26 protein-coding genes are annotated in these 26,924 nt (G+C 62.2%); 23 read left to right on the top strand and 3 right to left on the bottom strand.

Annotation, left to right across the window (positions count from 1 at the left end):
• Window positions 1–66: 66 nt before the first annotated feature.
• The 3 genes from QF015_RS09800 to QF015_RS09790 are packed head-to-tail and all read right to left on the bottom strand — an operon-like array spanning window position 67 to window position 2,925.
• Window positions 67–1,569: an FAD-dependent oxidoreductase gene (locus tag QF015_RS09800; RefSeq protein ID WP_429388671.1), complete on the bottom strand. Its 1,503-nt coding sequence runs from the start codon at window positions 1,567–1,569 to the stop codon at window positions 67–69.
• The gene (locus QF015_RS09795) at window positions 1,566–2,438 is read right to left on the bottom strand and encodes an FAD:protein FMN transferase (protein ID WP_310208914.1); all 873 of its coding nucleotides are present in this window, start codon (window positions 2,436–2,438) and stop codon (window positions 1,566–1,568) included. Before QF015_RS09795 ends, QF015_RS09800 begins: the two co-directional genes overlap by 4 nt.
• Window positions 2,439–2,442: 4 nt before the next feature.
• Window positions 2,443–2,925, bottom strand: coding sequence for an FMN-binding protein (locus QF015_RS09790; RefSeq protein ID WP_310208912.1), 483 nt, complete (start codon window positions 2,923–2,925; stop codon window positions 2,443–2,445).
• A 217-nt stretch (window positions 2,926–3,142) separates the two neighbouring features.
• Between QF015_RS09790 and argS the strand changes: the two genes are divergently transcribed.
• The 23 genes from argS (at window position 3,143) to QF015_RS09675 (ending at window position 26,924) form a co-directional block, all read left to right on the top strand.
• Window positions 3,143–4,807 carry an arginine--tRNA ligase gene (argS, locus tag QF015_RS09785; RefSeq protein WP_310208910.1) on the top strand — a complete coding sequence of 555 codons (1,665 nt, stop codon included), beginning with the start codon at window positions 3,143–3,145 and terminating at the stop codon, window positions 4,805–4,807.
• 4 nt (window positions 4,808–4,811) lie between these two features.
• Window positions 4,812–6,284, top strand: coding sequence for a diaminopimelate decarboxylase (gene lysA, locus QF015_RS09780; RefSeq protein WP_429388668.1), 1,473 nt, complete (start codon window positions 4,812–4,814; stop codon window positions 6,282–6,284).
• The gene (locus tag QF015_RS09775; RefSeq protein WP_310208906.1) at window positions 6,277–7,593 is read left to right on the top strand and encodes a homoserine dehydrogenase; all 1,317 of its coding nucleotides are present in this window, start codon (window positions 6,277–6,279) and stop codon (window positions 7,591–7,593) included. The genes lysA and QF015_RS09775 overlap by 8 nt, the downstream gene beginning before the upstream one ends.
• A complete protein-coding gene (thrC, locus tag QF015_RS09770) occupies window positions 7,594–8,697 on the top strand; it encodes a threonine synthase (RefSeq protein WP_310208905.1) in 1,104 nt (367 codons plus the stop codon). It begins immediately after the preceding gene.
• Window positions 8,698–8,699: 2 nt separating this feature from the next.
• Entirely contained in the window at window positions 8,700–9,674 is a 975-nt protein-coding gene (thrB, locus tag QF015_RS09765; protein WP_429388666.1) for a homoserine kinase, read from the top strand.
• A 305-nt stretch (window positions 9,675–9,979) separates the two neighbouring features.
• The gene (rho, locus tag QF015_RS09760; RefSeq protein WP_429388664.1) at window positions 9,980–12,175 is read left to right on the top strand and encodes a transcription termination factor Rho; all 2,196 of its coding nucleotides are present in this window, start codon (window positions 9,980–9,982) and stop codon (window positions 12,173–12,175) included.
• A 253-nt stretch (window positions 12,176–12,428) separates the two neighbouring features.
• Complete coding sequence (prfA, locus tag QF015_RS09755; RefSeq protein WP_014922181.1) at window positions 12,429–13,502, top strand: peptide chain release factor 1; 1,074 nt, start codon at window positions 12,429–12,431, stop codon at window positions 13,500–13,502.
• Between the two features lie 33 nt (window positions 13,503–13,535).
• The gene (gene prmC / locus QF015_RS09750) at window positions 13,536–14,408 is read left to right on the top strand and encodes a peptide chain release factor N(5)-glutamine methyltransferase (RefSeq protein WP_310208899.1); all 873 of its coding nucleotides are present in this window, start codon (window positions 13,536–13,538) and stop codon (window positions 14,406–14,408) included.
• Between the two features lie 12 nt (window positions 14,409–14,420).
• Window positions 14,421–15,287, top strand: coding sequence for an L-threonylcarbamoyladenylate synthase (locus QF015_RS09745; protein WP_429388662.1), 867 nt, complete (start codon window positions 14,421–14,423; stop codon window positions 15,285–15,287).
• Window positions 15,284–16,069: a WecB/TagA/CpsF family glycosyltransferase gene (locus QF015_RS09740; RefSeq protein WP_310208895.1), complete on the top strand. Its 786-nt coding sequence runs from the start codon at window positions 15,284–15,286 to the stop codon at window positions 16,067–16,069. Before QF015_RS09745 ends, QF015_RS09740 begins: the two co-directional genes overlap by 4 nt.
• The gene (locus tag QF015_RS09735) at window positions 16,070–17,026 is read left to right on the top strand and encodes a glycosyltransferase (protein ID WP_429388659.1); all 957 of its coding nucleotides are present in this window, start codon (window positions 16,070–16,072) and stop codon (window positions 17,024–17,026) included.
• A 283-nt stretch (window positions 17,027–17,309) separates the two neighbouring features.
• The gene (locus QF015_RS09730) at window positions 17,310–18,422 is read left to right on the top strand and encodes an MraY family glycosyltransferase (protein ID WP_310208891.1); all 1,113 of its coding nucleotides are present in this window, start codon (window positions 17,310–17,312) and stop codon (window positions 18,420–18,422) included.
• A gap of 119 nt (window positions 18,423–18,541) precedes the next feature.
• Window positions 18,542–19,033: a hypothetical protein gene (locus QF015_RS09725; RefSeq protein ID WP_310208889.1), complete on the top strand. Its 492-nt coding sequence runs from the start codon at window positions 18,542–18,544 to the stop codon at window positions 19,031–19,033.
• A complete protein-coding gene (locus QF015_RS09720) occupies window positions 19,020–19,355 on the top strand; it encodes a hypothetical protein (protein ID WP_310208887.1) in 336 nt (111 codons plus the stop codon). The genes QF015_RS09725 and QF015_RS09720 overlap by 14 nt, the downstream gene beginning before the upstream one ends.
• An 81-nt stretch (window positions 19,356–19,436) precedes the next feature.
• Complete coding sequence (gene atpB / locus QF015_RS09715) at window positions 19,437–20,237, top strand: F0F1 ATP synthase subunit A (RefSeq protein WP_189013094.1); 801 nt, start codon at window positions 19,437–19,439, stop codon at window positions 20,235–20,237.
• A gap of 80 nt (window positions 20,238–20,317) precedes the next feature.
• The gene (gene atpE / locus QF015_RS09710) at window positions 20,318–20,536 is read left to right on the top strand and encodes an ATP synthase F0 subunit C (protein ID WP_011775261.1); all 219 of its coding nucleotides are present in this window, start codon (window positions 20,318–20,320) and stop codon (window positions 20,534–20,536) included.
• Between the two features lie 49 nt (window positions 20,537–20,585).
• Window positions 20,586–21,143: a F0F1 ATP synthase subunit B gene (locus QF015_RS09705; protein ID WP_281450310.1), complete on the top strand. Its 558-nt coding sequence runs from the start codon at window positions 20,586–20,588 to the stop codon at window positions 21,141–21,143.
• Window positions 21,143–21,970 carry a F0F1 ATP synthase subunit delta gene (locus tag QF015_RS09700; protein WP_142938632.1) on the top strand — a complete coding sequence of 276 codons (828 nt, stop codon included), beginning with the start codon at window positions 21,143–21,145 and terminating at the stop codon, window positions 21,968–21,970. The genes QF015_RS09705 and QF015_RS09700 overlap by 1 nt, the downstream gene beginning before the upstream one ends.
• Window positions 21,971–22,055: 85 nt before the next feature.
• Window positions 22,056–23,693 (top strand): F0F1 ATP synthase subunit alpha, encoded by a 1,638-nt coding sequence (gene atpA / locus QF015_RS09695; RefSeq protein WP_310209269.1) that lies wholly within the window; start codon window positions 22,056–22,058, stop codon window positions 23,691–23,693.
• A 76-nt stretch (window positions 23,694–23,769) separates the two neighbouring features.
• Window positions 23,770–24,660, top strand: coding sequence for a F0F1 ATP synthase subunit gamma (locus QF015_RS09690; protein WP_011775258.1), 891 nt, complete (start codon window positions 23,770–23,772; stop codon window positions 24,658–24,660).
• An 84-nt stretch (window positions 24,661–24,744) separates the two neighbouring features.
• Window positions 24,745–26,196 carry a F0F1 ATP synthase subunit beta gene (gene atpD / locus QF015_RS09685; protein WP_014922173.1) on the top strand — a complete coding sequence of 484 codons (1,452 nt, stop codon included), beginning with the start codon at window positions 24,745–24,747 and terminating at the stop codon, window positions 26,194–26,196.
• 1 nt (window position 26,197) lies between these two features.
• A complete protein-coding gene (locus QF015_RS09680; RefSeq protein ID WP_018776341.1) occupies window positions 26,198–26,482 on the top strand; it encodes a F0F1 ATP synthase subunit epsilon in 285 nt (94 codons plus the stop codon).
• A 10-nt stretch (window positions 26,483–26,492) separates the two neighbouring features.
• A complete protein-coding gene (locus tag QF015_RS09675) occupies window positions 26,493–26,924 on the top strand; it encodes a DUF2550 domain-containing protein (RefSeq protein WP_310208878.1) in 432 nt (143 codons plus the stop codon).

Genomic DNA, 26,924 nt, shown 5'->3' with positions numbered 1-26,924 from the left:
CGCAAATGAAAACGCGGCGCCACGGCGGCGATCCCTCTCCGGGACGACCTGGATCGCTCTCGCGGATCAGTAGCCGGCGAACGAATCCACATGGACCCGGCGCGCTCCCGCCGAGCGGGCCGCAGCCCGCAGGGAATCGACGCTCGCGGGGGATCCTGAGACAAAGACTTCCCGGTCCGCAATGTCCGGAACCAGCTCCTTCAGGCGCACGGCATCGATCCTGGAGGCACCGGCGTCGATCATGAACTCCGGGGGAGCGGAGCCGTCCGCCAACCGGGCGATCACCTTCGCGCCGGAGGCTTCCAACTGCTCCACGCCGGCCAACTCCTCGCGGCCCTTCGCCAGGTACACCACTACGGTGTCCCGCGTTGGGGTGTCGGACGCCAGCTGCGAGAGGAAAGGCGTGATGCCGATTCCAGCAGCGATCAGCAGGACCGGCTTACCGGGCTCGTGCGGCAGGAGGAAGTCTCCACCTACGGCCGTGGCGGAGAGCTTGTCGCCGGGTTTCAGGGCCAGGAGGGCCTTCTTGGCCGTGGACAGAGGCTCGGCGGTGCCAACGCCGAAGGTCACCTCCGGGGCGCCGGGCGCGCTGGTGATGCTGAAGACACGCCGCCGTCCTTTGCCGTCGGAACGCGGGTGTGGCAGGTTCAGCTCCATGAACTGGCCGGCTGCAAACCGCACCGGGCGTTGGGGCTCGAACCTGAACTCCGTAGTGCCCGGAGTGAGGGCCCGCGAACCTTTGAAGGTCAGTTCAACCCCTCCCCGCTGGCCCAGGAAGAAGGCCAGGAGGTTGCCCAGCAACAACGCAAGCTCAGGAGAGTTGGCAACGAAACCGAAGTTGTAAGGAACCGCAAAAACAACGCCGACGACGCCGGCAAGCGTCAGCTGCTGCCAGCGGCGCGGAGGGAGGGTGAGCGGCTCCGACAGCATGAAGCCCACGAAGAACAGCAGCGGCCTCTGTGCCAAGGACTGCCACAACGCCTGCCCGAAAGTCATGCTCCGGCCCATGAGTTCCACTGTGATGATGCTGGTTGCCGCCACCAGGAACACCGTCGCCATCATCAATTTTCGGGTGCGGTACAGGACAACCAGCACGCCGGGGACCAGGAGCCATAGCATCGCCGGAGTGGCGGCCCACCACGTGGCGATGTTCAAACCTGTCAGGCCCGTGATGAACGCGCCGGCCGCTGCTGGATTGAAGATGTGCCGCCCACGGAATGCCAGCGCATATTTGGAAACGCTTGCCACCACGCAGGCCAATGCCACGCCCGCCATGTCAGTGACCGCGAAGGAAGGCCAGAACAGGAAGTACAGCAGCAGCCCCGTGATCAGTGAAGACTCCGTGTGTGGCTTCACACGGAAGACCAGGGCCAGCAACCGGCTGGACGCATAGGTCACCGCCAGGCAGAGTGCCAGGTGCACCACCATCTCCGGAATGCCGAACGTCAACCATCCCAAGGCATCGAGGACCATGCTGTAGGCCACCAGCACGCCCAGCACCCATAGAATCAAGCGGTACATGGTGAAGCGGCCCAACCAGGTGTCCACGCGGGACTTAGCGGCAATCATGTGAACAGTCTCCCCTCGAAGCGGTTCGAAAACGCGGCGGCACCACTGGATGACACCCTGAGCCAGGAGAAGTCGAACTCATCCTCCAATGTGGCCGGTTCCAGCATGAACAGTGCGGTTGCCAGGGCATCCGCCTCCAAGGCGCTCGCAGCCATGGTCCACGTAGCCACCGTCGTGTGGACGGGCCTCCCGGTGGTCCCGTCCAGGACGTGGTGCAGGCCATCGCCCCAGGCTCGGCGATTGGACGCTGAGGCGCAGAGGGCCGAATTACTCAGTTCAACGGTGCCGATGGCCTGGGCGGGGTTATAGGGATGCTCCAAGGCGACCGTCACAGGGTGGGGTCCCGCGTGCAGCATGTCACCGCTCCCATCGACCAGGAACTCAGGATGGCCGTTCGAGCGCAGGACACCGCCCAGCAGGTCCACCAGCTGTCCCTTTCCGGCGGCTCCAATATCCAGGATCACGGGCTCCGAGGAAGTCAACGCTGTGCCTGACCACCGAAGGACGTCCTCCCAGCGCGGCGGGGCCTGGGGAGCGCCGGACGGGGCCAAGGTGTAGGCAGGATCGTAGCCGAGCCGTTCGAGGCTGCTGCCGATCAGGGGCGTCATGGCACCGCCGCTGAGCCGATACAGGACGGCGTAGATGTGATGGAGGGCTATGGCGTGTCCGGGCAACGTAATACTGCCCGGTTCGCGGGACAGGCGGGCCACCAAAGAGTCCGGCCTGAACCGCGAATATGTCCGGTCGTAGTCACGCACTGTTTCCAGCAATTGGTGCCGCACCGCGGGTGCCAGCGCCTCCGGCGTCGAAACCTCCCAGCGCGTCCCGATGCCATCGAAACTGAAGGCGCTCCACTCCGGATCCGGCATGGTGTTACTTGGCCTGGGACTTGATCTGTTCCACGGCCTCGTTGAACCCGCCGGAGGTCAGGGATGAACCAGCCACCTTGGAGACGTTGAGCTCATCGATGTTCTTGCCAACGATTTGCGCCGAGATGCCGCTGGCAAACTCGCCTTGGAACTTTTTGGTGTTCGGGTTGGAGGGGTGTGTGGTGATGTTGACCGCTGACACCGTGCCGCCGGCCAGCGTAAGTTCCACGCCCACGGTCTCCTGGCCGTTGGGGGAGGCGTAGGTGCCATCGGCGCTGTACGTGCCGTCCTTGTACGTCGTGGAGGTGGATCCGGACGCACTGGAAGAAGACGTGGGGCTGGTGGTGCTTGCCTGGCCGCCGTTCTCGGCTGCGGGCGTGGACGCCGTGGATGGCGCCTGCGCTGAGGGGGCGCACCCGGCCACGGCGCCAATCAGTGAAAGGCCGGCAAATCCGGCGTAGAGGCTCTTGCGGAGTGGCGTAGTCATGGTTCTGCTCGTTTCAACTGGACAAGAAATGGTCAAGGGATTGGTACTCGCGGGATGACGGACGATGCCACCTCCTACGTCTTCACAACGTTGAAGTCAGCGTAATGGTTCAGTCTGTGGCGCCCGATATGCGTTCCTGTGCGTTGGCTGTGTCCACATTGTCCACATAAGCGACCCTCAATTCCGCGACTTTGCGGGCCCCCGGTAGGCTAGATGCGTGACTCCCGAAGAACTCTCTGCTGCCATATCCGCCTGCCTTAAGGACGCCGTCTCTACGGGCGAAATCGCCTTGACGGAATCTGCCGTGCCCGACGCTGTGCGAGTGGAGCGACCAAAGAACCGGGATCATGGAGACTGGGCCACCAACATCGCCCTGCAACTCTCCAAGCAGGCCGGGATGAATCCGCGCGAATTTGCCGGCATACTCAGCAATCACCTTCAGGGCATCCCCGGTGTCACAGGGGTGGAAATTGCCGGTCCCGGCTTCCTGAACATCACAGTGGACGCTGCCACAGCCGGTGCCCTGGCCAAGGCCATCGTTGAGGCCGGACCCAGCTACGGCACCAACAAGGCGCTCGCGGGACGCGTGGTCAATATGGAATTCGTGTCCGCGAACCCCACAGGTCCTCTTCATATCGGCCATACCCGCTGGGCGGCCCTGGGCGATGCGATCGCCAGGGTACTGCGCGCCTCAGGGGCCGACGTCACCGCTGAGTACTACATCAACGACGCCGGATCGCAGATGAATGTCTTCGCGAACTCCGTCCTTTCCCGCCTGCACGGCCGCGGCGTTCCGGAGGGTGGCTACCCCGGCGAGTACATCCGCGAGCTCGGCGACGAAGTCCTGAAGGCCCACCCCGACATTCGTGAACTGACGGACGAGGCCGCCCTGCCGGTGATTCGTGCTGCGGCCTACGAGGCCCAGATGGCGGATATCAAAACCACCTTGGCTGAGTTCGGCGTGGAGTTTGACGTCTTCTTCTCGGAGAAGGAACTGCACGACGCCGGTGCGATCGAATCCGCCGTTGCCCGCCTTCGCGAGCAGGGGCACGTCTTCGACGACGGCGGTGCCGTGTGGCTGCGCACCACCGACTTCGGCGACGACAAAGACCGCGTGATGATCCGCGCCAATGGCGAACCGACATATTTCGCCGCGGATGCTGCCTACTACCTTTCCAAGAAAGACCGCGGCTTCACTGAGAAGATCTACCTGCTCGGTGCCGACCATCACGGATACATCAACCGCCTGAAGGCCATTGCGGCCTGCGCGGGCGATGATCCCGAGGTCAACATCGAAGTCCTCATCGGCCAGCTCGTGTCCGTCAACGGCGCCAAGCTGTCCAAGCGTGCCGGCAACATCATTGAGCTCAAGGACCTCATCTCCTGGCTGGGCAAGGACGCCGTGCGCTACTCCCTGGCCCGGTTCCCGGCAGACTCGCCTCTGACGCTGGATCCGGAGTTGCTGAAGAAGCACAGCAACGAAAACCCCGTGTTCTACGTGCAGTACGCCCATGCCCGCTCCCGTGGCACGGCCCGCAACGCTGCCGAGGCCGGCGTGGAGCGCCAGGTCAATGGAGTGGACGCCTTTGACGCCTCGCTTCTTGACCACGCTACCGAAAACGAGCTCCTTTCCTACCTCGGCAGCTACCCGTCCATCGTGGCCAAGGCTGCTGAACTGCGGGAGCCGCACCGTGTGGCGCGCCACCTTGAAGTCATTGCCGGCGCCTACCACCGCTGGTATGACGCCTGCCGTGTGTCGCCGCAGGGTGACGATCCCGTCCTTGATGTGAACCGCACGCGCCTTTGGCTCAATGACGCCACCAGCCAGGTGCTTGCCAACGGACTCGAACTGCTGGGCGTTTCGGCGCCGGAACGGATGTAGGGCAATGAACACAGCAGCTGATCACGCTTCTCCGCTCGCCCCTGAATGGTTGGCGGTTCCCGGAGACCTCAACGCATTGCAGGAACCCATGTGGGCTGCCGGGGTTGAGAGGAACGACGCCGGTGAAGTCACCATAGACGGCATCTCCGTCAGTGAGCTCAAGAAACAGTTCGGAACTCCGCTGTTTGTCATGAGCGAATCGGACTTCCGCTCCCGGGCCAGGGCGTTCAAGGACGCCTTCGATGCCGCCTTCGCGGACATTTGCGGGGGAGTGGACGTCTACTACGCAGGGAAGTCCTTCCTGTGCACCGCTGTAGCCAGTTGGGTGGCAGAGGAGGGCCTGCGACTGGATACGTGTTCCGGAGGTGAACTCGCTGTCGCCGCACGCGCCGGCATCGAGGGACCCCACCTTGGGCTCCACGGCAACAACAAATCCGACTCCGAGATCAACCGCGCGCTGGACATGAAGCTTGGCAGGATCGTGGTGGACAGCCTCGATGAACTCGAGCGGGTTGCCAAGACAGCATCCAGCCGCGGCGAAGTTGCCAAGGTCATGCTGCGCCTGACCCCCGGTGTGCACGCGCATACCCATGAGTTCATCGCCACCGCACACGAGGACCAGAAGTTTGGCCTCTCCATGGCAGAAGACTCCACCGAAGAAGCAGGTCTTTCGGCAGCGGAGGAAGCTGTGGCTGCTGCCACCTCCTATCAAAGCGTTGAGCTGCTCGGCCTGCACTGCCACATCGGTTCACAGATTTTTGAACCGGACGGTTTCGCCGTTGCGGCGGAAAAGCTCCTGGGCTTCCTGGCCGCCATGCAGGCCAAGTACTCCATCGTGCTGCCGGAACTGGACCTTGGAGGCGGCTACGGGATCGCCTACACCCCGGTGGACACTCCGCGCCCGCCGGCCGAGATCGCGCAGGCGATGGCCGCCGTCGTTCGTTCCACGTGTGCCGAGCTGGATATCACGCCGCCGCGCATCTCCATCGAACCCGGACGCGCGATCGTGGGCAGCACGACGTTTACTCTCTACGAAGTCGGCACGCTCAAAACCGTTCGGGTCGACGCCCCCGAGGGTGATGAAGGGCAAAAGAACGTTACGTATCCGCGCCGCTATGTGTCAGTGGACGGCGGGATGAGCGACAACGCCCGTCCGGTGCTGTACGACGCGGATTATTCGGCGATTTTGGCTTCCCGGGGCTCCTCAGCGGCTCCGCAGCTGTCCCGCGTAGTGGGCAAACATTGCGAGAGCGGCGACATAGTTGTTAGAGATGTATATCTGCCCGCGGATGTGGCAGCCGGTGATTTGCTCGCAGTACCGGGTACCGGCGCCTACTGCTGGGCCCTCTCCAGCAACTACAACTACCTGGCCCGGCCCGGCGTTGTCGCTGTACGCGACGGAGCCGCCCGGCTGATTGTCCGCGGGGAAACCGAAGAAGATCTCTTGAACCGCGACATGGGAGTGGCGAATGTCTGAAGTGCGAACCTTGAAGGTGGCCCTGCTGGGCTGTGGCAACGTGGGGGCCCAGGTCGCGCGGATTCTGATTGACGACGCCGAGGCCCTTGCTGCCCGCAGCGGCGCCCGCCTGGAACTTTCCGGCATCGCCGTGCGCACCATCGACGCCCCGCGGGACGTCGAACTGCCCCGTGAACTTTTCACCACGGATGCCGACACGCTCGTCAAGGACGCAGACCTGGTCATCGAACTCATGGGTGGCATTGAGCCTGCCCGTTCGCTGATCCTGACGGCCATCCAGAACGGCGCATGCGTCGTCACCGGCAACAAGGCCCTGCTCGCGCAGGACGGCCCCACCTTGTACGAAGAAGCTGACAAGGCCGGCGTCCAGTTGTCCTACGAGGCCGCAGTGGCCGGTGCCATCCCGATCCTCCGGCCCATCCGCGACAGCCTGTCGGGAGACCGCATCACGCGTGTCCTGGGCATCGTCAACGGCACCACCAACTTCATCCTTGACCAGATGGATTCCACCGGCGCGCAGTTCGCCGACGCGTTGGCTGAAGCCCAGCGTCTTGGATACGCCGAAGCGGACCCGACCGCCGACGTCGAGGGCCATGACGCTGCAGCGAAGGCAGCCATCCTCGCATCGTTGTCCTTCCACACCCGTTTCTCCCTGGACGATGTCTACTGCGAAGGCATCACCAAGGTCAGCGCCGCAGACATCGCTTCGGCCAAGGAAGCCGGGTTCGTCATCAAGCTGCTTGCCATTGCCGAAAAGATCGAAGCCTCCGGGAACGGGAGTGGCATTTCGGTGCGCGTCCACCCCACGCTCCTGCCGCGCGAGCACCCGCTGGCAGCCGTCCGCGGCGCTTTCAACGCCGTCTTCATCGAGGCGGAGAACGCCGGCGAATTGATGTTCTACGGCCAGGGTGCAGGCGGCACCCCGACGGCTTCTGCTGTTCTGGGCGACCTCGTGTCCGCAGCCCGGCGCCTGGTGCTGGGCGGCCCCGGCCGCACGGAAACCACCACGGGGCATGTCCCCGCGCTGTCCATCGACGCCTCCAACACCAGTTACTACATCGGCTTGGACGTAGCTGACCAGGCCGGCGTTCTGGCTCGGATCGCACACATCTTTGCGGAAAACGGTGTCTCCATCGAGATCATGCGTCAGACGATCCACCGCGACTCGGAGTCGAATGTTGAATCGGCTGAGCTGAAGATCGTGACGCACCGGGCATCCGAAGCTGCACTCGCAGCAACCGTCGAGGCCGTCAAGGGCCTGGACGTCATCAATTCTGTGACATCCGTACTGCGGGTAGAAGGGGTCTAAGTGGCTCACCAATGGCGCGGAGTAATCCGCGAATACGCTGATCGTTTGCCCGTAACGGAAGCCACCAAGGTCATTACCCTGGGCGAGGGCGGTACTCCGCTCGTCCACGCGCAGAAGCTCTCCGAGCTCACTGGCTCGGAGGTTTACCTCAAGGTTGAAGGCATGAACCCCACGGGTTCTTTCAAGGACCGTGGCATGACCATGGCCATGACTGCGGCCGTGGAGGCCGGTGCCAAGGCCGTTGTCTGTGCCTCAACCGGCAACACCTCTGCCTCGGCAGCGGCCTACGCAACCGCCGCAGGGCTCAAGTGCGCAGTGCTCGTTCCCGAAGGCAAGATCTCCATGGGCAAGCTGAGCCAGGCCATCGCGCATGGTGCCACCTTGCTCCAGGTAGACGGCAACTTCGATAACTGCCTGGACATCGCGCGCAAGCTTGGCGAGTCCTACCCGGTGTTCCTGGTGAACTCAGTCAACCCTGCCCGTATCCAGGGCCAAAAGACCGGCGCGTTCGAGATCGTCGATTCTCTCGGCGATGCTCCGGACATCCACGTGCTGCCTGTCGGCAATGCCGGCAACATCAGCGCCTACTGGAAGGGCTACAAGGAGTACTCTGCGCCGTTTGAGACAGCCAACGGAACGCTCCCGGCTGTTGCCACCAAGACACCCATCATGTGGGGCTTCCAGGCTGCCGGTGCTGCGCCTTTCGTTGCCGGCCACCCGATCACTGAGCCGGACACGATTGCAACCGCCATCCGCATCGGCAACCCGGCGTCCTGGGACACCGCTGTGGCAGCCCGCGACGAATCCGGTGGTCTGATCGAAGCCGTCACGGACGATGAAATCCTTGCAGCCCACCGTTGGTTGTCCGCCAAGGAAGGCGTCTTCGTGGAGCCAGGCTCGGCCGCCGGCGTCGCAGGCCTCATCAAGAAGCACGCCGCAGGCGAGGTTCCCTCCGGGAAGACCATCGTCATCACCGTTACCGGCCATGGCCTCAAGGACCCCCAGTGGGCCCTCCGCACCGAAGACGGCAGCGATGTCCAGCCCGTCAAGGTGCCCAACGACGTCGTCACCGTTGCCGCGGAACTGGGACTGGAAGAAAAGTAAAAGTGGAATCAACGCAGCCCACCGCGACAGATCGTGCACTCGTCGCGGCAGGCCAGCGGCTGACAGTCAGGGTCCCCGGTACGAGTGCCAACCTGGGCCCCGGTTACGACAGCCTCGGCTTGGCCCTGTCCATTTACGACACCTTGACAGTGGAAACCCTCAGCACCGGAGAGCTCGAGTTCGAGCTCTCCGGTGAGGGGGCTGACACCCTCCCGCGCGACGCCAGCCACTTGGTGGTTCGTGCCATTGACCTGGCACTGGACCGCCTGGGCTTCCAGCGCTCGGGACTGAAAATTACCGCGGACAACGTCAATCCGCACGGGCGTGGCCTCGGGTCGTCGGCCTCTGCCGTGGTCGCTGCTGTGACAGCTGCCAACGCGTTGGTGCCGGAGGAATCGAGGAAGGACCGCGATTGGATCCTGCAGCTGACAAGCGAGATGGAAGGCCATCCTGACAACGTCGCACCGGCGATATTCGGCGGACTGGCGCTGTCCTGGCAGGACAGCGAGCAGTACAGCAGCACGCACGCCGACGTCGTGCCGTCGGTCATCCCGGTCGTAGCGGTCCCGGACTTTGAGTTGTCCACGGAGACCGCACGCGGGTTGCTCCCCGCGTCAGTTGGCCATCATGCGGCAGCCATGAATTCCGGACGCGCAGCCCTGCTGATCCACGCCCTGACGGCGCAGCCGGCGTTCCTGCTCCCGGCTACCGAGGACTATCTCCACCAGAGCTACCGCGCCCAAGCCATGCGCCCCAGTGCCGACCTCATTGGGGCGCTGCGGTCGGCGGGCCATGCAGCCGTTGTTTCCGGTGCAGGGCCTACTGTGATGGTGCTGGCCAACGGGGAAGCCGAAGCCGCCGCAGTGGCCGATTTCATCGTTTCCTACACCGCGGCCAACACACCCGGCATTGGCTGGCGTGTGATGACGCTGGCTGTGGACGTTCAAGGTGCTAGAGTGGAAGTGCACCGCCGGTAAAGCCGCGGGCAGTTCCCTGATTTTGGATCTCGGTGGTTTCGCCGTACCTTTCGTCAACTGTGCCAACGTTGGTGGTGTCGTCTCTTTCCGGCCTGTCTCAGGTGCCGAGATCTCTCTCTGTTCCCTGAATATTCAGCCGGCTGTCCGGGTCACCGGATCCAGTGATGGCGATCAGTATCCGGCCCTGTTGGCCACAATCCATCAGGCACGGCCGAAATCACCGGCTGCAGATCTGAACTGCAGCCCAGAACAAATCATCGCGTCCAGCTCTCGCTCTGGACGCCGTCGAGGGGGAAGGATCCTTCGTGACAGAAACCACTGAGCTGGCTTCAGCTGTGGACACAACATCTTCTGCTGCTGAGTCGTCAACAGCAGCAACCACCAAGAGCAGCGGCCTTGCAGGCCTTAAGCTCGCGCAGCTTCAGGCTCTTGCGAGCCAGCTGGGCATCTCCGGGGGATCGCGGATGCGCAAGGGGGATTTGGTGACAGCCATTTCCGCCCACCGTGCCGGCACCTCGACTACCAAGGCACCTGCCAAGGCCAGCGCCTCGGCCAAGAGTGCCACTACGGTGGCCAAGGAAGCCCCGGCAGTGGAGACGAAGCCTGCCGTGGAGCCCAAGGCCAAAGCCGCCGATAACGGCGCCGTTGCCGAGGCAACCTCCGAGGCTCCGGCCCAGGAAGCTCCCCGCGGCCGTGGTCGTGGCCGTAGCCGCCGCGCCACCAGCGATGGCGTTGTAGCCGCTGCTGAAACCGCAACGGCACCCGCCGAAACCGCAGCTGCCCCTGTAGCTGAGGCTCCGGCAGCAGCCGAAGCCGGCGAGTCCGGCACCGAGCGTCGCCAGCCCCGCACCCGCAACCGCCGCCGTGGCGAAGCGGCTGCGGCCCCGGCCGAAGCTGCAGAGGCTCCGGCAACCGAGCAGCGCACTGACCGCACTGAGCAGCGTGCTGACCGCGCTGAACAGCGTGAGCAGCGTGCTGACCGCGCTGAACAGCGTGAGCAGCGTGCCGACCGCACTGAGCAGCGTGCTGACCGCGCTGAGCAGCGTGCTGACCGCACCGAGCAGCGCGAACAGTCCGAGTCCGGCGACCAGCAGCGTGAACGCCGGGATAACACCCGCGGTCGCCGTGATGACAACAACGACGGCGATGACACCGGCAACCGCCGCAACCGTCGCAACCGTCGCGACCGCAATGACCAGAACGACCGCAGCGACCGTCGCGGGGGTCAGGACAGCCGTGACGGAAACACCCGCAGCGACCGCTTCCGCGACCGCAACGAGCGTCGCCGTGGCCGTGCTCAGGGACCGGACGTCGACGACGTCGAGGTAACTGAAGACGACGTGCTGCTGCCCGTAGCAGGCATTCTTGACGTTTTGGAGAACTACGCGTTCATCCGTACGTCCGGTTACCTCCCCGGGGCAAACGACGTCTACGTTTCCCTGGCACAGGTCAAGAAGTACAACCTCCGCAAGGGCGACGCCGTCGTCGGTGCCATCCGTGCGCCGCGTGACGGCGAAGACCGCAGCCAGCAGTCCGCCCGCCAGAAGTTCAACGCGCTGGTTCGCGTTACTTCCGTCAACGGCAAGACGCCGGAAGAGCTCAAGGACCGCGTCGAGTTCGCCAAGCTCGTACCGCTGTACCCGTCAGAGCGCTTGCGCCTCGAGACGGATCCCAAGAAGATCGGTCCGCGTGTCATCGACCTCGTGGCCCCGATCGGCAAGGGCCAGCGCGGCCTGATCGTCTCCCCGCCGAAGGCCGGTAAGACGCTCATCCTGCAGTCCATCGCGAACGCAATCACCACCAACAACCCTGAGGTCCACCTCATGATGGTGCTGGTTGACGAACGTCCCGAAGAAGTCACGGACATGCAGCGCACCGTCAAGGGCGAGGTTATTGCCTCCACCTTTGATCGTCCCGCTGACGACCACACCACGGTTGCCGAACTTTCCATCGAACGCGCCAAGCGCCTCGTGGAAATGGGCATGGACGTCGTGGTCCTTCTGGACTCCATGACCCGTCTGGGCCGTGCCTACAACCTGGCAGCACCGGCCTCCGGCCGTATCCTGTCCGGTGGTGTGGACTCCGCAGCCCTGTACCCGCCCAAGCGCTTCTTCGGTGCAGCACGCAACATCGAAAACGGTGGCTCGCTCACCATCCTGGCAACGGCCCTCGTCGAGACAGGCTCCAAGATGGACGAAGTCATCTTCGAAGAGTTCAAGGGCACCGGCAACATGGAGCTCCGCCTGTCCCGCCAGCTGGCAGACAAGCGCATCTTCCCGGCTGTGGACGTCAACGCGTCCGGTACGCGCCGCGAAGAGAACCTGCTCTCGCCTGAAGAAGTCAAGATCATGTGGAAGCTGCGCCGCGTCCTTTCCGGCCTGGAGCAGCAGCAGAGCCTTGAGCTGCTGACCAACAAGATCCGGGAGACGCAGAGCAACGTCGAGTTCCTCATGCAGGTACAGAAGACGACGCTCGGAGCGAAGTCGGACAACGACAAATAGCGTTAAGTGGGGTGGGGCCGTCAAGTAATTTTGCCGGCCCCGCCCCTTCGCGTTGCTGCTGACGTACTGCGTACGTCGGCAGCAACGCTACGACAGGCCCGATGCCACTCCCGGGCCGGAAAAATTACTCGACGGCGGTCAGGTCACCTTGGGCGTTGCCGTCACCTTCGCTGGCCGGCTTATTTGAGCGGTTGGTCGTTAATACACCAATCGTCGCAACTAGACTTGTCTGCGAGTCGAAAGAGGTTTGAAAATGTTTGAGTCCGTACAGGGATTGCTTGATGAGCATGCTGCTATTCAGGCGCAGTTGAGCGATCCTGCTGTTTATGCCGATCAATCTGCTGCCAGGAAGTTGGGGCGGCGGTCTGCTCAGCTTCAGGGCATTGTGGAGGCGTACAACAAGTGGCGCGGGCTCAATGATGATCTGGAAGCTGCCAAGGAAATGGCTGACGAGGATCCCGAATTTGCGGCCGAAGTTGTTCAGTTGGAAGAGCAGATCCCCGCGGCCCAGGAGCGGTTGCGCCGTCTGCTGATCCCGCGTGACCCGGACGATGCCCGCAACGTCATCCTCGAGGTCAAGGGCGGTGAAGGCGGCGACGAAGCTGCTTTGTTCGCCGGCGACCTTCTCCGCATGTACATGCGATATGCCGAATCGCGTGGCTGGAAGACCGAAATGATTTCCGCCACCGAGTCCGATCTTGGTGGCTACAAGGACGTTGCAGTCGCCATCAAGGGCAACTCGAACGACCCCGCGCAGGGCGTCTTCGCGCGCTTGAAGTTCGAAGGTGGCGTGCACCGTGTGCAGCGCGTACCCGTGACGGAATCCCAGGGACGCATCCACACCTCGGCTGCCGGCGTGTTGGTTCTCCCGGAAGTCGATGAGCCCGAGGAACTGGAGATCAACCAGAACGACCTCAAGATCGACGTTTACCGTTCGTCAGGTCCAGGCGGCCAGTCCGTGAACACCACCGACTCCGCAGTGCGCATCACCCACTTGCCGACGGGCATCGTGGTGGCCATGCAAAACGAGAAGTCCCAGCTGCAGAACCGCGAAGCCGGCATGCGCGTCCTCCGTGCCCGCCTCCTTGCCCATCAGCAGGAGCAGATCGACGCCGCCAACTCGGAGCAGCGCAAGTCCCAGATCCGCACCATGGACCGTTCGGAGCGCATCCGTACGTACAACTTCCCGGAAAACCGCATTGCGGACCACCGCACCGGGTACAAGGCCTACAACCTTGACGCCGTCATGAACGGTGACCTTGAGCCCGTGATCCAGTCGGCCATCGAGGCGGACGAACAGGCACGCCTGGACGCCATCGGCGAATAGCACCCTGCCTCATAGCAAGAGCAGAGTAGATCCATGACGTTTTACCAAGGCCAGAGCCTCGCGGACGCCGTTCGCGAGGCTACCGCCGTTCTCACCGACGCCGGTGTCCCCACACCGCGCGTGGACGCGGAATTGCTCGCCGAACACCTGCTGGGCGTAGGACTGGGACGCTTGCGGGCGATGTTGCTGGGTGATGCTCCCGCGCCTGACGGTTACGAAGAGCTCGTGCAGGAGCGGGCCGGCCGCGTCCCCCTGCAGCACATCACCGGCGTCGCATATTTCCGGTATCTGGAGCTGCGCGTCGGTCCGGGCGTCTTCATACCCCGTCCGGAAACGGAATCGGTGGTGCAACTGGTTATAGACCACGTCGCAGGAATGTCCAACCCCAAAGTCGTGGACCTTGGCACGGGTTCCGGAGCCATCGCAGGTTCGATCGCCCACGAGGTGCCCGGCGCTGAAGTCCACGCTGTGGAATACAGTACTTTTGCGCATGCTTGGGCTGCGAAAAACCTCAAGCCGCTGGGCGTCACGCTCATACAGGGCGACCTCAGGGATGCGCTGCCCGGGCACAACGGAACCTTCGACGTCGTCGTCTCCAACCCGCCCTACATACCGGCAGAGGCGATACCCACAGAACCGGAAGTTGCGCTGCACGATCCTCCTGAGGCCCTGTACGGTGGGGGAGCGGACGGCATGGAACTCCCGACGGCGGCGGCGGCCTCAGCGGCCCGGCTCCTGAAGCCCGGCGGCTACTTCGTGATGGAACACGCAGAAGTCCAGGCAGGCTGGATCGCCGGGATGCTGCAACGCACCGGACGTTGGACCGAAGTCACCACACACTTCGACTTGAACGGCAAGGAACGTGCAACCAGCGCGGTGCTGGCAAGCACCGCCCCTGATGAGTGAAAGAATAGCGCTGTGACCACAACCTACAATTGCACTTCCGATGACCAGCGGGCTGAAGGACTTCAGCACGCACAGCGTGCCATCAGCGAAAAGAAGTGCATCGTGCTGCCGACGGACACTGTGTACGGTATTGCCGCTGACGCCTTTTCGCCCTTGGCGGTGACCATGTTGCTGGCCTCCAAAGGACGCAGCCGGCAGATGCCTCCTCCCGTCCTCATTCCCAGGATCAATGCCTTGGACGGCCTGGCCACCGACGTGCCGGCCGATGCCCGAGCGCTGGCGCAGGCATTTTGGCCAGGCGGGCTGACCCTGATCCTTCATGCACAGCCGTCCTTGGATTGGGATCTGGGCGACACCAAGGGCACCGTCGCACTCCGTATGCCCGACGACGAAATTGCATTGGAGCTCCTGGGGCTCACGGGGCCGCTGGCTGTATCGTCGGCCAACCGCACGGGGCAGGAAGCAGCCCAGACTGCTTCGGAAGCGCGCATGCAACTCGCCGAATCCGTGGAGGTCTACCTTGAGGGCGGCTTCCGTCCCGTGCAGGGTACCGCGGCACTGCCTTCAACGATTGTTGACGCCACCGCCACCCCGTTCCGTGTAGTCCGCCAGGGAGCCATCTCCCTGGAAAACCTGCGCGCGATCGTTCCGTCGATCCTCGGTTTCGGCGAGACCGTTCCCGCCGACATTGAGGTGCCGGCAGACGAGACCGCAACTGACGCTGTCGCGGAGACGACGGCGGTGGATGATGTGCCTACAGCTGACGATGCGCCCACTGAAGTGACCGAAGCCGGTGTGGCTGACGCATCGCCCCACGAGGATGTGGTCTCCGACGACTATGTGGATCCGCAGCCCCCGCGAGAAGCCAAGCCCGAATGATTCCGGAGCGCCAGCGCGTCCCCGTCCTTGACGTCGACGCTACTCCGTTGCGCGTCAATGAACTTCTTGACGCCCTGGGTGAACTGATTGCTGCCGGGACCACCAGCACTGTCCTCGGACATAACCTGCACAGCATCACGCTGTTTCATTCATGCCCCGATGTCCGTGCACTCTATGAGGAAAGCTCGATAGTCCTTCTGGACGGTGCCCCGGCGACACTGTTGTGGGGAGTGTCCCGCAAGCGTCCGCTGTCGCCCTTGAGCGAAGGAGCCATGGCCTACCGTCTTGGTTCGATGGACTGGATCCCCGAACTTGGCAAGGTTCACGGGCTGCAGCGGGTTGCTGTGGTTGGCGCAGGCAGGGCGGCCAATACCGAAGCGGTAGCCCGACTGCGGGACATCATCCCCGGGGCCACGGTGGATGGCATGCCCGGAGAAGACTGGAATGATGCCCTTGAAGACGCCGTGGTGGGCTGGCTGGCCACGTTCCGGCCTCAACTGGTGCTGTTGGGTTTGGGGATGCCACTTCAGGAGCATGTTCTGCACCGCAGGCTGAAGGAATTGCCGCCGGCGACCTATTGCGCAGTTGGAGGCGCTATCGAGCAGGTTGCCGGCATCCAGAAACTGGCGCCGCGTTGGCTGGGGCGTCTGGGTCTGGAATGGGCCTGGCGGCTGATCCTGCATCCAGGACGGGTTGCTTACAGAGTTTTTGTTGAACCTTGGAAATTGGCCGGCCTGTTGGTTCGCCGCCGTTTTCAACCACCCCAGACCAAAGGCAAGTAAATGACGTCCCAATCTGTTGTGGTTGCTGTCGTGGTGACTTATAACCGGCGCGAACTCCTCCAGACGACGTTGGCGGGCATCGCCGCAGGCAGCCGGGTTCCCGACGCCGTCGTCGTGGTGGACAACGCCTCCACTGACGGAACTGCAGAGTACCTGCGGGGCTATGACGGGCCGCTGGCCACTGATGTGGTGACGCTCAACGCCAACGTGGGCGGTGCCGGTGGGTTCGTGGTCGGCATGGAACGCGCACTGCTGGATCACCGAGCGGACCACGTCTGGATCATGGACGACGACACCGAGCCCCAACCCGGCACGCTTGCCGAAGCGTTGGACGTTTCCAACGCCTATCTGCAGGAAACAGGAGATGAGCCCGCCTTCATCGCCAGCCGGGTCGTCTGGACCGATGGCCGCGACCACCCCATGAATCGGATGCGGCCCCGGATGGGTGCCAGCGAAGAAGCACGCAACGCTGCTGCGCGGGTCGGTGCCACGCAGATCCGCAGTGCTTCCTTCGTGTCAGTCCTGATCCGTGCCGAAGAGATCCGGAAATACGGCCTCCCCATCGCGGACTACTTCATTTGGAATGACGACCTTGAGTACACCGCCAGGGTCTCGCGCCGGGGGACTGCGTTAACCACCAACGCATCGGTGGCCAATCATCACACCAAGGTTTTTGGCGATGCAGGCGCGGACCCGGGCCCTCGCTTCTACTACGAAGTGCGCAACAAGCTGTGGGTGTACACCCGTTCCAGCGCGCTGGCACCGTGGGAAAAAATTCTCTTTACCGGTGCCTCGTTGCGTAACTGGACCCGTACCATCGCTGCTTCGCCCAACCGCAAAGTGCTGCTGGGCGGGCTCTTGAAGGGCTTGCGCCATAGCCTCAAAGCCCCACGCTCCAACGCACAGGTGCTTGAGGGAATCTACGCGTTGCGGAACGTGCAGGAGCCGGCGAGCTGACAGCAACGCAGCCCAACACCAGCCAAAACAGGCGGGGTAGTTGCGGCTGCGTCACAGGGTGGTCACGGCCGTTGGCATTAGTATCGTGACTAGAGTCCACAGAAATCCCGCAACATTCGGCACAGCCGGTGCAGGCATGGCGACGGAGTAGTTCCATTTATCCACAGACAGAATTCCACACCTCAAGGTGCCCGGAAACCACCGGCTTTCACGCGACGCACCGGCTGCGTCCGCTGGTGACCACCTCCGGAACAGTGGGCGGGCTGCTCCCGGGAGCCGCGTCATGATCATGTATCTGCTGATGGCACTCACGGCTGCCGTGGTGTCATACGCGGGAACGTGGGGTGCCCGCGTGGCCGGAAACAAACTGCGCCTGTATCGACCCATCCGCAGCCGCGATATGCATTCCGCCCTGATTTCCAAACTCGGGGGACTGGGCATCTTCGCCGGATTCTTCGCTGCCTTGGTGGTGGCCAGCAACTCTTTCTTCGTGAAGGACATCTTCAGGCACAACGACGCGCCGTGGGGGATCCTGGCCGGTGCCGTGGTGATTGTCGCCGTGGGAGTGGCGGACGACATCCTCGACATCCGATGGTGGATCAAACTGCTGGGGCAGGGTGCCGCTGCCTTCATCGTGGCCATCTGGGGCGTCCGGATGTCGGTGGTGCCCTTCATCCCGGAGCCGATATTCCTTGAGTCTGAAATCCTTCAGATTGTCCTTACAGCTGGACTGATCGTCACCACCATGAACGCCGTCAACTTCATCGACGGCCTGGATGGTCTGGCAGCAGGAGTCGCCATCATTGGTGGCGGAGCCTTCTTCCTTACCGCCTACTGGGTTCACCGGAACAACCCCTCCACGGACAACTCGGACCTTGCGACGCTGCTGATGGCGATCCTCGTAGGCAGTTGCATCGGGTTCCTGCCGCACAACTGGTTCCCCGCGAAGATCTTCATGGGCGATTCCGGGGCCATGCTGATCGGCCTGCTCATGGCCTCCGCCGGCGTAGTAGCCACGGGGCAGATTGGGTCCGGTCTCTACGACCGCGCCAACGGTATCCCCACCATTGTTCCGATTCTGCTTCCTTTCGCCGTCCTGTCCCTTCCCCTTCTGGATTTGGGGATGGCCGTTGTCCGGAGGACGGCCAGGGGGCAGTCGCCGTGGTCGGCCGACCGCGGGCACCTCCACCACAAGCTGGTGGACCTCGGGTACTCGCACCGCACCGCCGTCGTCATGCTGTACGTCTGGACGTGCATCCTGGCCTTCGGTGGTGTCGCCTTTGCCGTCTTCCCATGGCAAATTGTGCTCATCGTGATCATCGCTGCAGCGCTGATCATGGCTGCAGTGACGGCCTGGCCCTACTTCACGCGGAACTCGACGCGACCGGGGGAGTAGTTGTGACGGTCGGTTATGGTCACAGTTCTATCTCATGTAGAATTCTTTCTGCGGACAGTCACTCGCCCGTAACCCCACTTTGAGAATATGGCACCTGTGCCACGAGGATTGGTATCCCCATGACATCCAACGCCGAAACCGGACGCCCGTCCGGTAAACGTGGTGTTGGATCAATGGGCCAGCCATCCTCCTTGTGGCTTCGGCTGCTTTTTCTAAGCGCGGCAGCAGCCGTAACGGCTACTGCCGTCACGTGCGTGATCGCAGCCATCATGAACGGCGGGCAGGGCGCGCTTTCAGCCGCGTTCGGCGCCGCGCTGGTCATGCTTTTCTTTGGCATCAGCCTCTTGATCGGCCATTTCGTTGGTCGAAACAACCCTTCCGGCGCTGTTGGACTCTTTGTTGCCACGTACTTCATCAAAGTGATCGGGTTCGCTGTCGTGCTGTTTGTGCTCGGCGCACCGGACTGGCTTCACCACCGCTGGTTCCTGATTGGAGCCGTGGTTGCCGTTGTCTTCTGGCAAGCTGCCGAAATCTACGGTTTCAGCAAGGCCCGCCTCCAGATCTACAACGATCCTGCTGAGCAGAAGGGTAGCCCGGATGTCTCCGCGTAAGCGTTACTCACGCCCGGCTGCAGCTGCCCGGCAATCTGGAAAAGCCAATGAATCCGCTGAAGCCGGAAACGACGGCGGATACAACGCCGGCATAGCCGTCTTCAGCTACATCATTGGCGGGATCATTGTCTGGAGTTTGATAGGCTGGGGTCTGGATAATCTGTGGGGGACCCGCTGGATTGTGCTCCTTGGCGCTCTGCTGGGAGCCGCAGGAGGGTTCTATCTTTCCCATATGCATGGCCTCACCAGGCAAAGCTCCTCTTCTGGCGAGAGCAACGCAGACAGCGGTCCGTCCACGGACGGGGACAGTAATGCCAAATAATTTCACATGGATTGTGGATGCGTCCAACGCGTCCGGATTCCAACCAATGCCCAATGATGGACACAGCAGAGAGGAAACGCGTTGATCGCGCTTGCGCTCCCCGCCCAGGATTCGGGGTCATTCACCCCACCCGGAATCGACGAAATGCACCTGCCGGCAATCCTGCCTTGGGGTGCGCACGACGGATTCTCCAAGCAGATGCTGCTGGTGATCCTTTCGGTCGTCATTATCGCTACATTCTTCATCCTCGCTGCACGTAAGCAGCAGCTGGTTCCCGGCAAGCTGCAGTTCGCAGGCGAGATGGCCTACGGCTTCGTCCGCAACAGCATCGCCAAGGACATCATCGGCGGCAAGGACTTCATCAAGTACGTCCCGCTGCTGTTCAGCTTGTTCTTCTTCATTCTGGTGAACAACATCTACGGCGCCATCCCTGTGATCCAGCTGCCGAGCTTCTCGCACGTCGGCGGCGCCTACGTCATGGCCGCCATCGTTTATGTCACCTGGATCGCGATCGGTCTGAAGAAAAACGGAATCAAGTACTTCAAGCTCGCTACGGTTCCGTCCGGCGTGCCGTGGTACATCCTCCCGATCGTTGTTCCGATCGAAATCATCTCCAACTTCCTGGTCCGCCCTGTCACGCACAGCCTCCGTCTGTTCGCGACCATGCTGGCCGGCCACTTGATCGTGATGCTCGCCGGCTCCGGCATCGAGTTCCTGGTCATGCAGGAGAACGTGCTGCTCAAGGGCGCGTCGGTTCTGGTGCTTGTCGGCGCCATCGCCATGTACATGCTTGAGGCATTGATCATGGCGCTGCAGGCCTACGTGTTCACCCTGTTGACCGCGATCTACATCGAAGGCGCCCTGCACGCCGACAGCCACTAAGGCTCCCAACACTTCCCCTCGCGGGGATGAAGCAACCCAAACAACCTGCCGCACGGGCGGCATCTTGAAAGGAAGAAAAAATGGAAGGCACCATCAACGGCTCCCTCAACCTCATCGGCTACGGTCTCTCGGCCATCGGCGGTGGTATCGGTGTGGGTCTCGTGTTCGCCGCGTACATCAACGGTGTTGCACGTCAGCCGGAAGCTCAGCGCGTGCTGCAGCCGATCGCGTTCCTCGGCCTGGCACTGACTGAAGCTCTTGCCATCCTCGGCCTGGTCTTCGCCTTCGTTCTTTCCTAGTCCTAAGAACCAAGCGAATCCAAGCACGAGTAGATAGGACGGGTGAAATATGAATCAGCTGATCATCTCAGCCGCCACTGAAGGCGAGGCCAAGGGCAATCCGCTTATTCCCAATGTCTGGGAAATGGGCGTTGTCCTCGTCGGCTTTGCGGTCCTCATGTACATCGTGGTCAAGTTTGTTGTCCCGATGTTCGAGAAGACCTTCGCAGAGCGTGCCGAAGCGATCGAAGGTGGCATTGCAAAGGCCGAAGCGGCCCAAGCGGAAGCTTCTGCAGCTCTTGAAGAGTACAAGCAGCAGCTCACCGATGCCCGTGCCGAAGCCAACCGCATTCGTGAGGAAGCACGCGCCGAAGGCGCGCAGATCCTCGCTGATCTGAAGGCAAAGGCTGCGGCAGAGTCTGCACGCATCACTGAGCAGGCACACGCTGCCATCGAATCGGAGCGACAGGCAGCTGTTGTCTCGCTTCGTTCCGAGGTGGGCACGCTGGCCACCACGCTGGCCGGCCGCATTGTTGGTGAAGCACTCACCGACGATCAGCGCGCCGCACGTGTTGTGGACCGCTTCCTGGCAGATCTGGAGACCCAGAGCGCAGGTGCAGCTAAGTAATGGCAGGTATATCGAGCGAATCGCTGACCACAGCGCTGGCGCAGTTGGAAGCCAAGCTTCCCTTTGCCTCGCTGCAGTTGGCTAAGGACCTCTTCGGAATCCTGGGAACGGTGGACAGCTCGGCTGGCTTGCGCCGCGCCCTGACTGACCCGTCCCGTTCCGGTGACGAGAAGTCGGCGCTGGTCAAGCAGCTGGTTGGCGGAAAAGTCTCCGCTGATGCTGCTGAAATTGCGGGCGGACTGGCCAGCTCACGCTGGGCATCGGCACGCGATATCGGCGATGCACTCGAGACGCTTGCCGCCACGGTTGTCATTGCCGTAGCTGAAAACAAGTCGGCCGTTTCTGCCTCCGGTATCACGGGGCTGGAAGAGCTGGAAAACGATCTGTTTGCCTTCAACCAGGCCGTCGCTTCCAGCCACGAAGTACAACGTGCTCTGTCTGAGCCGCAGGCATCGCCCGCGGCAAAGATTGCACTGGCCGAGAAGCTTGTTCCTGGCAGCAGCGAGGAAGCAAAGGTTCTCATCAGCCAGGCAGTGACGCAGCCGCGCGGTGTCAAGCCGAGCAAGCTCGTCGAGTCTTTCGCCAAGCTTGCAGCCAAGCGTCAGCAGCGCTGGATTGCAACTGTCAGCGTTACCCGTCCGTTGACGGAAACGCAGGCCAGTCGTCTGCAGGCCGGGCTTGACGCCCTGTATGGCCGCGAATTGAAGGTCAACGTCAATGTTGACCCCGCACTGATCGGCGGGATCCGTGTTCAGGTTGGTGACGAAGTACTCGATGCTTCAGTTATCGCCCGCCTGACCGAACTCCGCCGTCAGCTCGCTGGCTAGCGAAGACAAAGCACAACTTAACTGATATAAAACCCGGTCATCGTGAGCAACGATGATCACGAAAACAGGAGAGCAGGGACTGCAGATGGCCGAATTGACCATCAACGCCGACGACGTCCGTAATGCGTTGAACGAGTTCGCGGCGTCCTACGAACCCGGTAACGCAGAGCGCGTAGAGGTTGGTCGTGTGACCACCGCAAGTGACGGCATCGCCCGTGTTGAGGGTCTTCCCTCGGTCATGGCGAACGAGCTGCTTCGCTTCGAAGATGGCACGCTGGGCCTGGCCCAGAACCTTGACGTCCGCGAGATCGGTGTCATTATCCTCGGTGACTTCACCGGTATTGAAGAAGGCCAGGAAGTTCACCGCACCGGTGAAATCCTGTCCGTTCCGGTTGGCGACGCCTTCCTGGGTCGCGTTGTCGACCCGCTGGGCCAGCCGATTGACGACCTTGGCGAAATCAAGGCCGAAGGCACCCGCGCACTGGAACTCCAGGCTCCGGGCGTTACCGAGCGCAAGTCGGTTCACGAACCGATGCAGACCGGCCTCAAGGCTATCGACGCCATGATCCCGATCGGCCGTGGCCAGCGTCAGCTGATCATTGGTGACCGCCAGACCGGTAAGACGGCCATCGCCGTTGACACCATCATCAACCAGAAGGCCAACTGGGCTTCGGGAGATGTCACCAAGCAGGTTCGCTGCGTCTACGTAGGTGTCGGCCAGAAGGCTTCCACCATCGCAGCCGTCCGCCAAACCCTTGAGGACCACGGCGCACTGGAGTACACCACCATCGTGGCATCTCCGGCATCTGACCCCGCTGGCTTCAAGTACTTGGCACCGTATGCAGGTTCGGCCATCGGCCAGCACTGGATGTACGGCGGCAAGCACGTTCTGGTGATCTTCGATGACCTGTCCAAGCAGGCCGAAGCTTACCGCGCCGTGTCCCTGCTGCTTCGTCGTCCGCCGGGACGCGAAGCCTACCCGGGCGACGTCTTCTACTTGCACTCCCGTCTGCTGGAGCGTTGTGCCAAGCTCTCCGACGAGCTCGGTGCAGGTTCGATGACCGGTCTGCCGATCGTCGAGACCAAGGCAAACGACGTCTCCGCCTACATCCCGACCAACGTGATCTCCATTACCGATGGCCAGATCTTCCTCCAGTCGGACCTCTTCAACGCCAACCAGCGCCCCGCTGTTGACGTTGGTGTGTCTGTCTCCCGCGTTGGTGGTGCTGCACAGGTCAAGTCCATGAAGAAGGTCTCCGGTACCTTGAAGCTGGACCTGGCCCAGTACCGCGACATGCAGGCATTCGCCATGTTCGCCTCTGACCTGGATGCTGCTTCCCGTCAGCAGCTGACCCGTGGTGCACGCCTGATGGAACTGCTGAAGCAGGGCCAGTACTCGCCGTTCCCGGTCGAGAACCAGGTCGTGTCCATCTGGGCCGGCACCAACGGCTACTTGGACGACGTTCCGGTTGAGGACATCAGCCGCTTCGAGTCTGAGTTCCTGGAGCACCTCACGCACAAGTCCTCCATCCTGACCACGCTGGCCCAGACCAACGTCCTGGATGACGACACCGCTGCAGCCTTGAAGGAAGCAATCGTTTCCTTCAAGAAGGGCTTCTTCGGCGAAGGTGACAACCACTTGGTTGGCGCCGGCCACGAAGAGCACGCAGCGATCTCCGGCGGCGACGTCGACCAGGAAAAGATCGTCAAGCAGAAGCGCTAGTTCCGAAAACCTGCTCTGCCGGGGTCCTCAAGGACCCCGGCAGGGCAGCACATCGGGAACTTAGGAAAGGATAAGTATGGGAGCCCAGATTCGGGTCTACCGTCAGAAGATCAGCTCGACGACGTCGATGCGCAAGATCTTCAAGGCGATGGAACTGATCGCTACCTCGCGCATCGGTAAGGCCCGCGCCCGCGTAGCAGCTTCACTGCCCTACGCGAACGCGATTACCCGCGCCGTTTCTGCTGTCGCAACTCAGAGCGAAATCGACCACCCGCTGACCACCGAACCGGAGCAGATCCGCCGCGCCGCTGTCCTGATCATTACATCGGACCGTGGCCTTGCAGGATCCTACTCCGCGAGCGTGCTCAAGCAGGCTGAAGGTCTCACCGAGCTTCTTCACGCAGAAGGCAAGGAAGTCAAGGCGTACCTGGTTGGCCGCAAGGCGCAGGCGTACTTCGATTTCCGCAACCGATCATACGCCCGCGTATGGACCGGTGGCACGGACGCACCGGAATTCGAAACCGCGCAGGAAGTCGGAGCTGCACTTCTTGAAGACTTCTCCACAGACTTCGAAGAGGGTGGCGTGGACGAAATCCACGTTGTTTACACCCGCTTCAAGTCCATGGTCACGCAGGAGCCCACGGTCATCCGTTTGCTTCCGCTGGAGGTCGTCGAAGAGGAAGCAGCCTCGGAATCCGAGCTGTTGCCGTTGTACGAGTTTGAACCGGAAACAGAGCAGGTGCTTGACGCACTGCTTCCGCGTTACATCGAGTCCCGCATCTTCGCAGCCATGCTGCAGGCCGCTGCTTCCGAGCTCGCAGCCCGCCAGCGTGCCATGAAGTCGGCCGGTGACAACGCTACGGATTTGATCAAGAAGTACACGCGCCTTCGCAACACGGCCCGCCAGGCCGAGATTACGCAGGAGCTTTCCGAAATCGTTGCCGGCGCCGACGCCCTCGCGTCCTAGCCTGCACCGGATTCGGCTCGAAGCCGCACCTGCAACAAACAGATAAACTTAACCCCACGCCATCTACTGAGTGAAGTGAGAGAGATGACTGCCACTGCTACCGAACACGTAGCAACGGCCGGTGCCACCGGCCGCATTGCCCGTGTTATTGGTCCGGTTGTCGACGTCGAATTCCCGGCTGACGCAATCCCCTCGATTTACAACGCTCTGACCACTGAGATCACTCTCAACGGCCAGACCAAAACCATCACGTTCGAGACCTCCCAGCACCTGGGTGACAACCTCGTCCGCGCCATCTCCCTGCAGGCTACCGACGGACTCGTCCGCGGCACCACTGTCCAGGACTCCGGCGCTCCGATCTCCGTGCCCGTCGGCGACGGCGTCAAGGGCCACATCTTCAACGTTCTCGGCAAGCCGCTGGACGTCGAAGAGTCCGAGATCAAGGCTGACGCCTACTGGCCGATCCACCGCAAGGCTCCGTCCTTCGCTTCCCTCGAGGGCTCCACGGAGATGCTCGAGACCGGCATCAAGGTCATCGACCTTCTCACCCCGTACATCAAGGGTGGAAAGATCGGCCTGTTCGGCGGCGCCGGCGTTGGCAAGACCGTTCTGATCCAGGAAATGATCACCCGTGTTGCCCGCAACTTCGGTGGTACTTCCGTCTTCGCCGGTGTCGGCGAGCGTACCCGCGAGGGCAACGACCTCTGGGTTGAAATGGAAGAAGCCGGCGTCCTCAAGGACACCGCCCTTGTCTTCGGCCAGATGGATGAGCCGCCGGGAACGCGTCTGCGCGTGGCCCTGTCGGCGCTGACCATGGCGGAGTACTTCCGCGATGTTCAGAACCAGGACGTGCTCCTCTTCATCGACAACATCTTCCGCTTCACGCAGGCTGGTTCGGAAGTTTCCACGCTGCTCGGCCGTATGCCGTCGGCTGTGGGTTACCAGCCGAACCTTGCTGACGAGATGGGCCTCCTCCAGGAGCGCATCACCTCCACCAAGGGTCACTCCATCACGTCGATGCAGGCCATCTACGTGCCGGCTGATGACTACACCGACCCGGCTCCGGCAACGACCTTCGCACACCTCGACGCGACCACGGAACTTTCCCGTGAAATCGCATCCCGTGGTCTGTACCCGGCCGTTGACCCGCTGACGTCGACCTCCCGTATTCTGGATCCCCAGTACATCGGCAAGGACCACTACAACACGGCTGTCCGTGTAAAGCAGATCCTGCAGAAGAACAAAGAACTCCAGGACATCATCGCCATCCTCGGTGTCGACGAACTGTCTGAAGAGGACAAGATCGTCGTGTCGCGTGCACGTCGTATCCAGCAGTTCCTCTCCCAGAACACCTACACCGCCAAGCAGTTCACCGGCGTCGAAGGCTCCACCGTTTCCATCAAGGACACGGTTGAAGGCTTCACGGCTATCTGCGACGGCGAGCTGGACCACATCGCAGAGCAGGCGTTCTTCAACGTCGGCGGCCTGGATGACGTCGAGCGTAACTGGGCCAAGATCCAGGAACAGACCAAGTAGTATGGCTGAGCTCGAGGTTGAGATTGTCGCAGCGGACCACTTCGTGTGGTCCGGTGCGGCCAAGATGGTGAAGGCCCGCACCAGCGATGGTGAAATCGGAATCCTGCCGGGCCACTCGCCCCTTTTGGCCATCATGGCTGAGGGCGAGCTGGCAATCCAGCCGGTTTCCGGTGATCGCATTGCAGTAGTTGTTGACGGTGGATTTTTCTCCGTAGACAACGATCGCGTGGTCATTGTTGCTGACAACGCCAAATTGGGCGAAGCGGCTACAGCGGGGATCCGATAGCACGACCTTGATGGACGATTCCCTTATTCCGTTCATCGCTTTGGCAACAGCGTTCACGTTGCTGATCATTTCACTGTGCCTGTTCGGGGTGCGCCGCTTCAACCTGCGGCGTGCCCTGGGCACGGTAGACGCCTCCATTTGCACGGCTGGAAACAGCTGGCAGATGGGGGTTTGTCGTTATCAGGACAATGAGCTGGAGTGGTTCCGCTTGATGTCCCTGAGCGTGATCCCCAAGCACAGATTTACGCGCAGCTCGCTCGAACTTCTGGGGCGGCGCAAACCCACGGATGATGAACTCGTCAAAGTGCAGCCCGGCGTCGTGGTGGTTGAACTGCAGTACGAAGGCAAGAAGTTCATGTTGGCCATGAACTTTGATGCGTATGCAGGATTGTCCTCCTGGCTGGAGGCCGGGCCGGTCATCGGCGTCGGCACCTGGCGTTAG

Source organism: Paenarthrobacter sp. TE4293, assembly GCF_050435325.1.
Lineage (GTDB): Bacteria > Actinomycetota > Actinomycetes > Actinomycetales > Micrococcaceae > Arthrobacter > Arthrobacter nitroguajacolicus_C.
The sequence above is the reverse complement of the archived record's forward strand: the minus strand, read 5'-3'. Positions and strand labels throughout refer to the sequence as shown.